This window comes from Bacteroides sp. CACC 737, assembly GCF_013874375.1.
Lineage (GTDB): Bacteria > Bacteroidota > Bacteroidia > Bacteroidales > Bacteroidaceae > Bacteroides > Bacteroides uniformis.
The window spans coordinates 522,374-536,076 of the sequence record NZ_CP059408.1; the positions used below are offsets into that span (position 1 = coordinate 522,374).

The window sequence follows — 13,703 nt, forward strand, 5'->3', positions numbered from 1 at the left end:
ATTTTATCTAAATTTGCCTTCGCTAAACACGAATATGTTATGGAAAGTTTCAGTGAATTGATAAAAGCCCGCCGCAGCATGCGGAAGTTTACAGAAGAAGAATTGACACAAGAACAAGTCGTTACTTTGATGAAAGCTGCTTTGATGGCACCCACGTCGAAGCGTAGCAATGCATGGCAGTTTATAGTGGTAGACGAGAAGGATAAATTGAAGGAATTGTCCTATTGCAAGGAGCAGGCATCGCAGTTTATTGCCGATGCGGCATTGGCAGTAGTGGTTGTTGCCGACCCGTTGGCAAGCGATGTGTGGATAGAGGATGCCTCCATTGCCTCCATTTACCTGCAACTTCAGGCCGAAGATATGGGACTGGGAAGCTGCTGGGTGCAGGTGCGAGAACGTTTTACGGCTTCCGGTATGCCTTCAGGCGAGTATGTGCACGAGGTGCTGGATATTCCTTTGCAGCTGCAGGTGCTCAGTGTTATTGCTATCGGTCATAAGGGGATGGAGCGTAAGCCTTTCAATGAAGACAATCTGCAGTGGGAAAAGATACATATCAATAAATACGGAGGAAAGTAACAGTGAGTGCAGCAAAAGCAAACAATAACCGTGATACGTATAAGGCCACTGCCATCACACTGATTGTATTCGGTATTCTTTATTTGGTAGACAAATTGGTGCATTTCTCTGCAATCGGCTTGCCGTGGGTGATGAATAAGGATAATTTTCTGCTGTATACCGCAGTGATTTTTTTGCTGTTCAAGCATGACAAGTCGGTGGGATTGGTATTGATAGGCTTATGGCTGATATTGAACTTCGGATTGATAACGGCTTTGCTCGGTACGATGTCGGCTTATCTGTTGCCACTGGCATTGCTGGTATTAGGGGCTATTCTGTATTGGTTGGCAACAAGATAAGTGTATGGCGGGAAGAAGTATAGAAGATACGTCTATTGCCTTTATCGGTGCCGGAAATCTGGCTACTAATCTGGCAAAGGCTCTTTATCGGAAAGGGTTCCGTATTGTGCAGGTCTACAGCCGTACAAAAGAATCGGCGCAGGACTTGGCACAGATGGTGGAGGCGGTATATACCACGGATCTGCAGGCGGTTACGAAGGAGGCGCAGCTTTATATCGTTTCGCTGAAGGACGCGGCTTTTGTGGAATTATTACCCCAGATTGTTTCTGGAAAGGAGAATGCTTTATGGGTGCATACAGCCGGCAGTATTCCTATGAATATTTGGCAGGGGCATGTTGCGCGTCATGGAGTGCTTTATCCGATGCAGACTTTCAGTAAGCAGCGTGAAGTGGATTTTGGACAGATACCGTTTTTTGTGGAAGGCAACTCGGAAGAGGATGTGCGGCTTCTGAAGGATATTGCCTCAGCCCTATCGGAAAAAGTGTATGAAGCAAGTTCTGAGCAGCGCAAAAGTTTGCATCTGGCGGCTGTGTTTACGTGCAATTTTACCAATCACATGTATGTGTTGGCTGCTGAACTGCTGAAAAAGTACGGGTTGCCGTTCGAGGCAATGCTTCCCTTGATAGACGAGACGGCCCGTAAGGTGCATGAGCTGGAACCGCTTGCCGCACAGACAGGACCGGCTGTGCGCTATGATGAGAATGTCATTGACGAGCATCTGCGGATGCTTGCCGATGAGCCGCAAATGCTGGAACTATATCGGGAGATTAGCGAGAATATACATCGGTTGGCAATAAGATAACCGGACGCCGATGCTTGCCTCTTTTGAACGAATGTTTTGCTGTATATAGGTATATTATAATGAACAAGAAAAAAGTGCAATGAGTACCATAAACTATGATTTGAAAAAGATAAAAGCCCTTGTTTTTGATGTGGACGGTGTGCTGAGTGCCAATGTTATCCCTATGAGTTCAGAGGGTGAACCTCTGCGTACGGTCAACATAAAGGATGGTTATTCCCTGCATTTAGCTGCTAAGCAAGGGGTGTTGCTGGGTATAATTACGGGTGGACGTACAGAAGCGGTCCGCAAGCGTTTTACTTCTTTAGGTTTTGAGGATGGAAATATCTATATGGGTTCTTCTGTTAAAATCCATGATTACCATGACTTCCGTGACCGTCATGGCTTGAAGGACGAGGAAATATTGTATGTAGGTGATGATATTCCCGACTTGGAGGTGATGCGTGAGTGTGGTTTGCCGTGTTGTCCTAAGGATGCTGTGCCTGAGGTAAAGGCTGTGGCTCGCTATATTTCGTATGCAGAAGGCGGTTATGGCTGTGGTCGCGACATTGTGGAACAGGTATTGAAAGTGCAAGGGCTTTGGATGGCAGATGAAAAAGCTTTCGGTTGGTAGTTGTTTCAATCGTTAAATTGTAAATCGTCAAATCGTAAATGATATGATGTTAGATAATCTGAAGAAATATAAGGTGATTCTCGCCTCCAATTCTCCGCGAAGGAAAGAATTGCTGGCTGGTTTGGGAGTGGAATATGAAGTAAGAACTTTGCCCGATGTGGATGAATCTTATCCCGAGACATTGCGGGGAGCGGATATTCCTCTCTACATATCCAGGGAAAAGGCGGATGCCTACCGTGATATGATGCATCCGGACGAATTGATGATTACGGCAGATACCATTGTCTGGCTGGATGGACAAGTTCTCGGAAAGCCCAAGAATAGGGAAGAAGCCATGCAGATGTTGCGCGACATGTCCGGACGTACCCATGAAGTGTTTACCGGTGTGTGCATCACTACTACTGAGTGGCAACGCAGTTTTGCAGCGGCAACAGAAGTGCGTTTTGCTAAACTGAGCGAAGAGGAAATTGCCTATTATGTGGACAAATACCAACCCATGGATAAAGCCGGAGCTTATGGTGTACAAGAGTGGATTGGATTCATTGGGGTGGAAAACATATCCGGGAGTTACTATAATATAATGGGGCTCCCCGTACAGAGACTGTACAGGGAGTTGTTGGAGATCTAAACCAGATCCATCATTAGAGGGATATCTTTTTCACTGATTCCTTGTCTGACAAGTGTTTCTTTGTCTTTACCGAACATTTCTCTAAAAATCTCCTGCCCGCCATATTCCAAAGCTGCTTTACTGTAAAGTTCTGCAGCTTTTTCTATTTTGCCCGTTCTCCAAGCAACATGTCCGGCATTGAGATAGTCTGCCGCGAGTGGTTTGGAGGTGAGTATCTTTTCGTAATACTTCATTGCTTGCTCATACTTGCCGTTGACAAACGAACACCAGCCTATAGCACGCCATGCTTTGATACAATTGCTTTCGATGAAATCAAGCTTGAAGAAATATTGCAGAGCCTCTTCATATCTTTCCAGTTCGGCAAGGCAGCTTCCGGCGTAGAAAAGGACATTATGGCTTTCCGGCTGGATTGCCTCCACTTTCTTATAGTATTCCAGTGCAGAGGCAAAGTCCCTTATCTGCCGGTAGCACGTAGCGAGATGGCGGATTGTCCAGACATGGTCGGGCTTTAGTACATCGGCTTTCAGGTAGGCGTCTATCGCTTCCTTATACCTCTTTTCCTTTTGCAGGCAATAGCCAGCCTTTTGGAAAATGTCTGCATTTGCATGGTTCAAGGCTATCAATTCCTTATAAAGCTCCAATGCTTCTGCCGGGTGTTCTTTGCGGAAGTGGAAGTCGGCGATGGTAATCAGCAGCTCGGGTTTGCACAGAATCTCTTTGAGTGCCGGGATACGGTGCAGGGCAATCTCTTCCTTGAAGATGTCACGGAACTCGTGTCTGCGCTGGCTTAATTTGAAGAAACGGTATAAGTCGTGGACATACTGGTTGCTGATGACATCCGGTCGTTCGGCATACTGCCGCAAAGCGGAGGATTTGCTTTCGTCCATGAGTGCATCCAGATCCTGAGAAGTCATCTGGCTGAGCATCATCGTACGCTGTGACTGTGGTATATGTGCCATTGTAAAGCAAAGGGAATATTTGTCACTATTGCAGAAGAAACCGGATTGGAGGATAAGGGAGAGGATGGCATTGTCTCCGGTAGGCTTGAATCCGAATTCCTTGATGATGCTGGAGTGATGCATGTCGAACGGATAGAACCAGTTGTACGGTTCCTTAAAGAACGGATAAGTCTTGAGTTGTGCAAACGTACTCATATAGACGTCAGCGCCTTCCAGCTGTAATTCGTTCATCTCTCGTATCTTGTCTCCCAGTCCGGAACTTTCAAAAGCTTTCTCCCAATCTGGATTAAGATCGTTTTCCTCAGGGTTCTCTTCAAAACCGAATTTCATGTTGCGCATGATGTTCACATTCCTCATCATTTCCGGAATGATTTCTTCACGCATCTTCTTGTCTATCTTTTCCGTTTCCTGGCTACGGAGCAGCTCGATATAAATACGGTTCAGTTGCTTGCCGAAACTGCTGTCTTCATTGAGCAGGGAAAGGCGGGCTGTCAATTCGGGATAAAGCGACAGACGGGTGGGATGAAAAAGAAGTGCGAAAGCGATACCTACCAAAGCCCGTTGGTTTACTTGCGTATTTGCATGCGTTACGGCGTCCAGCAACCATGAGAATTTACGGGTATCAAAGCACTCCATCAGACTGAGCATGACGGCACTGGTGAACAGGCACAAATCATTGACGGGAAGCATTTCTGATTCCAGTAATCCTTTAGCTTGCTGTTCGTCTTCTGTAGACCAGTCGCTGTTGCTCCATGTGGAAAGAAAAAGGACCTGGGCGGTTTGTTCGTGCCGTTGAAGTAGGGCGTCCAGACCTTGGTTGTCCGGCATCAGCTGACAAACGGCCAAGTCATCAGGGAAAGATTCCAATACCTTCTGTAGTGCGGCAATATTGTATTCTTTGGGGAGGCGTTCCCGGTTATTGCGCAGGGAATGGTAATAGTGCGTGGAAACTCCGTCAAGGAGAGACAGACGTGCCTGGTCAGCGACTTCCCAAGTTTCGGTCAGAATCTGACGATATAGTTTCTGACGTTCAGGATCGTCGATTCCTTGGCACATGTATTGCAGCATATACTGATAGGATGTTTGTGCTTGTTCCAAACGGTTACGGAGTGGCCAGTCACCGCTGTTCCAAAGAAAGGCTTCCAGTTGGGATTGCGCTTCCTTCAGCCGTTGCTGCTTGAGTAGAGCGACAATATGCTGATATTGCTCTTGTATGGCTTGTTCGTTCATAAATCAGTATCTTTTGAGGTATGTATTCTACAAAACTACAAAAAGAATGCCAAAAAGTTCGGAATTTCTCATTTTTCATTTTTAGAAACGAACTTGCAACTGGGCTTGAAGCAGGTTTGAATTCTCTCCTTTATGGCGGTTACAGTATGTGTATTGGGCTTGCAGACGGCATTTGGGATAGAACCAATACTGTACACCTGCTACATAATTGGTCTGTTTATCGGAAATAGTTTTATTTTTGTTGAAATAGTCATAAGAGGCTATTACGTCAAATTTGGGAAGCACATGGGCAGATACGGTTGCATAGTAACCATCACTTTTAACGTGTCCGTCTTTTCCAGCCAAGTATTCTGTACGTACATCTACGGATTTTGTTTTGATGGTAGCACCTGCCGACCAGCGGTTTCGGGCGTAATTCTCTCCTATGGCTATATCCGGATTAATGGAAGAAACGGCTACGGCGCATCCTTTTCCTTTAACAAAAGAACCGCCGACGGACAACCATTTCAATGGATGTACCATAAAGCTGCCTACAATGTCTTTTTGATTGTTTTTGTCTTTTAGGTTGATGCCTTGTCCGTTCATGATGGCAAGGTTATAAGTCATCAAAGAGTTAAACAAGTCTCCATAAATTAGTAATCCCATATCACGACCGCTTGCAGAGCCATACAAGGGATCACTGCCATTGATACCGGCCAGGTAATTGACAGCTTGAGAATAACAGTTTATTAATTCGACAAAGCAGGGAGACATTGGGTTCTCAATGGTATACATGGTTTTGAACTGTCCGATACGTGCTGTGAGTTGAGGGAGAAAACGGTATTCCGTGTAGGCTTCCAAGATTTTCCCGGTATTGGCAAAGCTGTACATGAAGTAAGCCGACCATTTATCGGTGATTTTACCGCGTGCCATAAAGATAACTCTCTTTATATCAAAAGTATTGCTGGTACCTTCGCCCGCATCATCGTATGTATATCCCACTTGGGCATAGCCGGAGAGGGAAATGCGGTCTTTTAAAGTGTTGACTACATCATTCAGACAAGCATTTTGTGCTTTCAGGATGCATGTGGCTGATAAAAGGATGCAGGATAGTAGAATTCGTCTCATTATTAGGGATAAGGATAGTATAAAAAAGGCAACCCTTTTTTCAAAGAGCTGCCTTTGGATGTTATTTTACTTGTTTTTATTCGTTGATAGCAGCGATACCCGGAAGAATCTTTCCTTCGATTGCCTCAAGCAATGCACCACCACCGGTAGATACGTAAGACACGCCGCTTGCCAAGCCGAACTTGTTGACACAAGCTACAGAGTCACCGCCACCTACGAGTGAGAAAGCACCGTTCTTGGTAGCTTCTACGATAGCTTCGCCTACAGCACGTGAACCGTGAGTGAAGTTCTCGAATTCGAATACACCCGTCGGACCGTTCCAAAGGATAGTCTTGGAGTTCTTGATGACATCTGCAAAGATCTTTTCAGTCTCAGGACCGATATCAAGACCTTCCCAACCGTCAGGAATTTCGTCAACCGGGCAGAACTTGGTGTTGGCATCGTTGGAGAAAGAATCTGCAATCTTGGCATCAACAGCTAAAACAAGGTTTACGCCTTTTTCTTTTGCTTTCTTCATCAGGTCAAGAGCCAAATCCAGTTTGTCATCTTCGCAGATAGAAATACCGATTTTGCCGCCCATAGCTTTAGTGAAAGTATAAGTCATACCGCCGGCAATAATCAGGTTGTCTACCTTGTTCAGCAGGTTTTCAATGATCTCAATCTTAGAAGAAACCTTGGAACCACCCATGATGGCGGTAAACGGACGTTGGATATCGTTCAAAACTTTATCAACAGCCTTTACTTCTTTTTCCATCAGGTAACCGAACATCTTGTTGTCCTTGTCGAAATATTTAGCGATCAATGCAGTAGAAGCGTGTGCACGGTGAGCGGTACCGAAAGCGTCGTTTACATAGCAATCTGCATAAGAAGCCAATTTCTTGGTGAATTCTTTCTGGCTTTCCTTAACAGCAGCTTTGGCAGCCTTCTTTTCTTCGTCTGTAGCATCTTCAGCCAAACCGCGGGGTTTGCCTTCCTCTTCAGCGTAGAAACGGAGGTTCTCGAGCAACAACACTTCACCCGGTTGCAGAGCGGCAGCCTTTACGGCAGCTTCTTCGCCCATGCAGTCGTTAGCAAATTGCACCTCAACACCCAACAACTCTTCGAGATGCTTCAGAATGTGCTTCAAAGAGAACTTGTCAGCCGGGCCTTTCGGACGACCGAGGTGAGAACCGATAATTACACTGCCGCCATCGGCCAAAATCTTCTTCAGTGTAGGAAGAGCGGCACGCATACGGGTATCATCTGTAATGTTGAAGTTTTCGTCCAAGGGTACGTTGAAGTCCACACGAACGAATGCCTTTTTTCCGGCAAAGTTAAATTGATCAATTGTCATAATACTCTATTTTATTTAAAAGTGTTATTAAATTCTTTTTAGTGAGCGCAAAGTTAGCATTTATTTCTTTTTTTTGCTATGAAACCGTTGTTTATTCTTTGTCTTTGCCGTTCTCTTTGCTAACTTTATATTTCTGGCAGTAATATTTGCACATTAATTGCAAACCGCAGGTATCACATTGTGGAGTACGTGCCTGGCATACATAGCGACCGTGCAGGATAAGCCAGTGGTGAGCTATGGGGATATCTGCTTCCGGTATATGTTTTACCAATTCTTTTTCGACACTGAACGGAGTTGTACATTTATCTGATACCAGGCCCAGGCGATGGCTGACGCGGAACACGTGTGTGTCTACCGCCATAGCCGCTTTATTGAAAACGACGGATTGGATGACATTGGCTGTTTTGCGGCCTACGCCGGGCAGTTTTACCAGTTCTTCAAGGCTATCGGGGACCTCACTTTTAAAGTCTTTCACCAGCATTTGGGCCATGCCTACAAGGTGCTTGGCCTTGTTGTTGGGATAGGACACGCTGCGGATATACTCGTATACCACGTCGGGAGTAGTAGCGGCGAGTGCTTCGGGAGTAGGGAAGTCCCGGTAAAGGGCAGGGGTAATCATATTGACGCGTTTGTCCGTACATTGTGCAGAGAGAATAACTGCTATCAACAGCTCGAACGGATTGTCATAATGCAACTCTGTTTCGGCTACGGGAACGTTCTCCCTAAACCAAGCAAGGATTTTTTCATAACGCTCTTTCTTTCTCATCTTAATTTGTTTTTATGATAGTGAGGAGATACTTTCAGATTGAAATAAAAGATGGAGATAACCGTGAGGCAGGCTCCGAAAAAATATGCCATATCGAAAGAGGTAATCTGTGCGATATAACCTCCTGCTGTCAGGCCTATGCCAATGCCTACATCCCATGAAGTCAGGTAGGTAGAGGTGGCTGTTCCGCGCTGGTTGTTGGGGGCCAGATTTACGAACAGCGTATTGAAGGCGGGGAACATCGTCCCGAAGCCTACTCCCAATAGGAGGGCAACCATAAAAAACAATATGTTTGTCAGTTCCGGGACGGTCTTCATCAGTAGTCCGCAAGCGGATAATATGAAGAAACAGCTACATACCAGATATAGTCCTAAAGTTATGACTTGGGTGATACGTCCTTTATCCACTTGTTTGCCGGAGAACATACGGGACACTGCCATGCCGACGGCCATAAAAGTAAAAAACAATCCGGAATTCAAGGTAATTCCTATTTCTTTGGCATACATGGCTACATAAGTGCTTGTCATGCCATATGGTATGGAGAGCAGTAGCAGTGCGATTCCTGCCGGGATACCTTTCAGCAGCACAAAGCGGTCCAATGAGATAGGTTCTCGTTTGACAGGTTGTTTGGGTGGGGTCTTGACGAGGCATGCGGCAACAAAACCGATAGTTCCTGATATGAGCGAGCAGGCAAAAATCGTTTCAAAGGAATATATGTCATGCATGAAAAGACCAATCATCGGGCCGAAGCTCATGGCTGTATTGTTCATCAGTCCATAATATCCTACGGCTTCGCCGCGACGGGACGAAGGGGTAATGTCAATCACAATTGTATTTCCCGCTACGGTCACCATTCCAAATGCAAGGCCGTGGACAACCCGCAACATGATGAATAAAGATAGGACTCCCGCTAACATGTAACCTGCGAAAATGGTGATAAAGATGAAGTATGCCACCAGATAAAGAGGCTTGCGGGCTAGCGTGTCGAGCAGGTATCCCGAGAACGGGCGTATGCAGAGCGAGGCAATGGTGTAGCATGACAAGATGACACCCACTGCTGCATTTCCGGTATGGAATACCTCAGTCAGGTAGAATGGAAGAACCGGTAGTATCAGATAAAAGGCAAAATACAAAAGGAAATTGGCAGCCAGGATAAGGCAATAGCCGGAAGTTACAAGTTTGTCTTTTGCCATAGCGAAAAATAGTGGTTAGCGATGAGTGGTTAGTGATGAGTGATTAATGATATGCTGAAAATGCGCAACTTATTAATCACTAATCACTAGCCGTTATTCACTATATTTAGTAAGCGCTCTCGAATTCTTTCAGAAAGCGTGTGTCATTTTCAGAGAACATACGAAGGTCTTTCACCTGGTATTTCAAGTTGGTGATGCGTTCTATACCCATACCCAGGGCATATCCGCTATACACTTTGCTGTCTATTCCGTTCAGCTCCAATACATTCGGATCTACCATACCGCATCCCAGAATTTCTACCCAACCCGTATGCTTGCAGAAAGGACAGCCCTTGCCGCCGCAGATATTACAGCTGATGTCCATTTCGGCACTCGGCTCGGTGAAGGGGAAGTAGGAAGGACGCAGACGAATCTTGGTGTTACTGCCGAACATCTCTTGAGCAAAGAGCAGTAAGGCCTGCTTCAAGTCAGTGAAAGACACATTGCGGTCTACATATAAGGCTTCTACCTGATGGAAGAATGCGTGTGCACGGTAGCTGATGGCCTCATTACGGTATACACGTCCCGGACAAAGTACGCGGATAGGAGGCTGCGTGGTCTCCATAACACGGCTTTGCACGCTGGATGTGTGTGTGCGAAGAATGATGCTGTGCGATACGTTTTCTGTATCATTTTCGATGAAGAATGTATCCTGCATGTCGCGTGCCGGATGGTCTTCGGCAAAATTCATGGAGGAGAATACGTGCCAGTCGTCTTCCATTTCCGGTCCATCGGCGATATTGAATCCCATACGGGCAAATATATCGATGATTTCGTTTCTCACGATGGAAAGCGGATGGCGGGTTCCTAATTCTATCGGGTAGGCTGAACGAGTCAAGTCAATATCGTCACAACCAGTATCCTGGCTTTCGAACTGTTCCTTCAAGGCGGCAATCTTTTCTTGTGCTTTGTTTTTCAGTTCGTTCAAGCGCATACCCACCTCTTTTTTCTGTTCGGCGGCTACATTGCGGAAATCTGCCATCAAGTCATTGATGGCTCCTTTTTTGCTGAGGTATTTGATGCGGAGTGCCTCTAATTCCTCGGGGTTAGCGGCTTTCAGTGCCTCTACTTCCTGCAGAAGCTGATTGATTTTAGCTATCATATCGTTGTTATCTTATTTATTTTCTAAGTTAAAAACGGTGCAAAGATACAATATTATCATTGTTTTGCCGCCAATTGGGGAAGATTATTTGGTGTCAGTGGTACAAAATTTCATGTGAAGAAGCAATGATAAAGGATTGGAGAAAAAATAATAATATATAAAAGTCTTCATATTGTTTATGGAAAAAACATAAATGAGCGTTGTTTAGTGACTTTTAAAATATACTTTTTGTATCTTTGTGCCCCGTTTACCGTTCTATGGAGGTAGAACAAACTGGCGGTTGGTATTTATTAACATACGTCAAAGAGAGAGAGTTAACGGAGTAATTGTTGCATTAAAGTTAGAGTTTGAATTGATGAAATTGAAGACAATCCTGCCAGTCGTGGCAGTTGCGGGAGTACTCATGTGTGAGCCTGCCGTATTGTTGCATGCCGGTACATCTGATTTTGCTTCTTCCGAAGCTATGGGATGGTTCCGTAAGAAAAAGAAGAGTGAAGCCAAGGACAGCGTTCAATCCAAGAGCGACTACGAGAAATTGACGGGTTCAGGTGCTATTGCCTGCAAGGGAATGTTCAATGTTTACCAGAAGAAGAGCGATTATTACTTTGAAGTGCCGGCAAGGCTGCTGGGACGTGATATGCTGGTAGTAAATAAATTACAGCGTGTTCCTTCCGAACTGAATGAGGCGGGTGTGAACCGTGGTACGAATTACGAAAATCAGATGGTGCGTTTTGAATTGGACAAGGCTGCCAACAAGCTGTTGGTACGTCAGAGCCGTCCTCTTCCATTGGCGCCGGATGAGGATGCCATACGGCAGTCCGTACTGGATAATTATATTTCTCCGCTGATAGCCGGTTTCAAGATAGAAGCATTCAATAATGACTCTACCATGATAGTGGTCAAGGTCAACGATATTTATGATGGTACGGAGACGAGCATCAATAATGTCTTTACAAATATCAACCTGGGAACTTCGGCCATCAAAAATCTCTCCCGCATTTTATCTATCAAAGCTTTTGAGAACAATGTGGTAGCTACTTCCGAGTTGACAACTAAGGTGACTGAGGGAACAACGACTGTGTTTGTTACGGTCGAAGTCAGTTCCTCTCTGTTGCTGTTGCCGGAGAAACCGATGATGGGACGTCTGGATAGTCCGCGTGTAGGTTACTTTACCAATCCGTTATTGAATTACAGTGACGGTCAGCAGCGTGTAGACAAGAAACCCTTCATCACCCGCTGGCGTCTGGAACCGAAACCGGAAGACCGGGAGCGTTATCTTCGTGGTGAATTGGTGGAACCGGTCAAACCAATCGTGTTCTATATCGAGAACTCCACTCCCCGTCGTTGGCGGAAATATATCAAGCAGGGAATTGAGGATTGGCAGGCTGCTTTTGAACGTGCCGGATTCAAGAATGCCATCGTCGCAAGGGAGTTAACGGACAGTATGAATGTGGATAAGGATGACGTGAACTACTCTGTGCTGACCTATGCGGCCTCCACCAAAGCCAATGCCATGGGACCTTCTATCCTTGACCCACGTTCTGGCGAGATATTGGAAGCGGACATCATGTGGTGGCATAATGTGCTGGGTATGCTCCAGGAATGGATTACAGTGCAAACCGGTGTCGTACGTCCTGAAGCAAGAGGAGTAAAGCTGCCGGATGAACTGATGGGTGATGCCATGCGTTTTGTGGCATGCCATGAGGTGGGGCACTCGTTGGGTTTGCGTCACAATATGATTGCTTCCTGGACTTTTCCGACAGATTCCCTGCGTTCCAAAACATTTACGGATTGTATGAATACCACTTCTTCCTCTATCATGGACTATGCACGTTTCAACTATGTGGCACAGCCGGGTGACGGTGTTACGGCGCTTTCTCCCCATATCGGTCCGTATGATATGTTTGCCATAGAATACGGCTATCGTTGGTATGGTAAAGAAACCCCAGAGGCGGAGAAGGATTTGCTTGCCGACTTCCTGAGCCGTCATGCAGACCGTTTATATAAATATAGTGAGGCGCAGGATGTGCGTGATGCCGTAGACCCGCGTGCACAGAATGAAGATTTGGGCGATGATGCTGTCCGCTCATCTCTGCTGGGTATTGAGAACTTGAAGCGTATTGTTCCTCAAATCATCCAATGGACTACCACTGGCGAGAAAGGACAGACTTATGAAGAAGCTTCCCGCCTATACTATGCGGTTATCAACCAATGGAACAATTACCTCTATCATGTATTGGCAAACATCGGTGGTATCTATATAGAAAACACCGTTGTGGGCGACGGACAGAAAACCTATACCTTCGTAGAAAAAGAAAAGCAGCAAGCAGCCTTGAAGTTCCTGCTGGACGAAGTGCTGACCTATCCCAAATGGCTGTTCGACACGGAAGTGGGAGAGTACACCTACTTGCTGCGCAACACTCCGCTGGGCGTAGTGGAGAATGCACCGACACAGGTGTTGAAGAATGCCCAATCCTATATCCTTTGGGATTTGCTGGGCAACAACCGCCTGATGCGTATGTTGGAGAACGAATCGGTGAACGGCAAAAAGGCTTTCACGGTGGTAGAGCTGATGGATGGCCTGCATCGCAACATCTTTGCCACTACGGAACGCGGTGCTTTGCCGGACGTCATGACACGCGCCTTGCAGAAGAATTTCGTAGATGCGCTGATTACGGCAGCTGCCGAAAGCGAAGGAGTGAAAATAAACAAAAAACTGATGGACAACCACTTCTTGCTGGACCACCAGACTGCCCTTTGCAGTTGTGACGAGCATGTTGGTAAGACTTTGGATGCCGACCGTATGGGGGCCCACCGCGAACTGAACTTCTACGGTTCGCAGATAAACCGCGTATCTGATGTCATTTCAGTGAAGCGTGGTGAGTTGCTCCGCATCAAGGAACTGCTTCAGAGCCGTTTAGGTACATCGGATATAGCCACTAGATATCATTATAAGGATTTGATTTTGCGTATCAATACAGCATTAGGAATGAAGAATTAGGGATTAGCGATTAAGGGTT

12 protein-coding genes are annotated in these 13,703 nt (G+C 45.9%); 6 read left to right on the top strand and 6 right to left on the bottom strand.

Features of this window, described 5'->3' with window-relative positions; genetic code table 11:
* The first annotated feature begins 39 nt into the window (after positions 1-39).
* The 5 genes from H1A11_RS02215 (at position 40) to H1A11_RS02235 (ending at position 2,954) form a co-directional block, all read left to right on the top strand.
* The gene (locus tag H1A11_RS02215; protein ID WP_005826354.1) at positions 40-576 is read left to right on the top strand and encodes a nitroreductase family protein; all 537 of its coding nucleotides are present in this window, start codon (positions 40-42) and stop codon (positions 574-576) included.
* A gap of 2 nt (positions 577-578) precedes the next feature.
* Positions 579-914 (top strand): hypothetical protein, encoded by a 336-nt coding sequence (locus tag H1A11_RS02220; RefSeq protein ID WP_022401668.1) that lies wholly within the window; start codon positions 579-581, stop codon positions 912-914.
* A gap of 4 nt (positions 915-918) precedes the next feature.
* Positions 919-1,716 (top strand): Rossmann-like and DUF2520 domain-containing protein, encoded by a 798-nt coding sequence (locus H1A11_RS02225; protein WP_174646219.1) that lies wholly within the window; start codon positions 919-921, stop codon positions 1,714-1,716.
* A gap of 79 nt (positions 1,717-1,795) precedes the next feature.
* A complete protein-coding gene (locus H1A11_RS02230; protein WP_005826358.1) occupies positions 1,796-2,326 on the top strand; it encodes an HAD family hydrolase in 531 nt (176 codons plus the stop codon).
* Positions 2,327-2,372: 46 nt separating this feature from the next.
* The gene (locus tag H1A11_RS02235; protein WP_005835770.1) at positions 2,373-2,954 is read left to right on the top strand and encodes a Maf-like protein; all 582 of its coding nucleotides are present in this window, start codon (positions 2,373-2,375) and stop codon (positions 2,952-2,954) included.
* Here the strand turns inward: H1A11_RS02235 and H1A11_RS02240 are convergent.
* The 6 genes from H1A11_RS02240 to pheS form a co-directional block, all read right to left on the bottom strand.
* The gene (locus tag H1A11_RS02240; protein WP_181757662.1) at positions 2,951-5,143 is read right to left on the bottom strand and encodes a tetratricopeptide repeat protein; all 2,193 of its coding nucleotides are present in this window, start codon (positions 5,141-5,143) and stop codon (positions 2,951-2,953) included. The genes H1A11_RS02235 and H1A11_RS02240 overlap by 4 nt on opposite strands.
* A gap of 81 nt (positions 5,144-5,224) precedes the next feature.
* Positions 5,225-6,250, bottom strand: coding sequence for a porin (locus H1A11_RS02245; protein ID WP_181757663.1), 1,026 nt, complete (start codon positions 6,248-6,250; stop codon positions 5,225-5,227).
* 76 nt (positions 6,251-6,326) lie between these two features.
* Positions 6,327-7,586 carry a phosphoglycerate kinase gene (gene pgk, locus H1A11_RS02250; RefSeq protein ID WP_117601185.1) on the bottom strand — a complete coding sequence of 420 codons (1,260 nt, stop codon included), beginning with the start codon at positions 7,584-7,586 and terminating at the stop codon, positions 6,327-6,329.
* A gap of 88 nt (positions 7,587-7,674) precedes the next feature.
* Complete coding sequence (nth, locus tag H1A11_RS02255) at positions 7,675-8,349, bottom strand: endonuclease III (protein WP_181757664.1); 675 nt, start codon at positions 8,347-8,349, stop codon at positions 7,675-7,677.
* The gene (locus H1A11_RS02260; RefSeq protein ID WP_005826370.1) at positions 8,346-9,542 is read right to left on the bottom strand and encodes an MFS transporter; all 1,197 of its coding nucleotides are present in this window, start codon (positions 9,540-9,542) and stop codon (positions 8,346-8,348) included. The genes nth and H1A11_RS02260 overlap by 4 nt, the downstream gene beginning before the upstream one ends.
* Positions 9,543-9,648: 106 nt before the next feature.
* A complete protein-coding gene (gene pheS / locus H1A11_RS02265; RefSeq protein ID WP_022401660.1) occupies positions 9,649-10,683 on the bottom strand; it encodes a phenylalanine--tRNA ligase subunit alpha in 1,035 nt (344 codons plus the stop codon).
* A 355-nt stretch (positions 10,684-11,038) separates the two neighbouring features.
* On the opposite strand from pheS, the gene H1A11_RS02270 reads away from it, so the two are divergent.
* Complete coding sequence (locus H1A11_RS02270; RefSeq protein WP_117601199.1) at positions 11,039-13,684, top strand: zinc-dependent metalloprotease; 2,646 nt, start codon at positions 11,039-11,041, stop codon at positions 13,682-13,684.
* Positions 13,685-13,703: the final 19 nt, after the last annotated feature.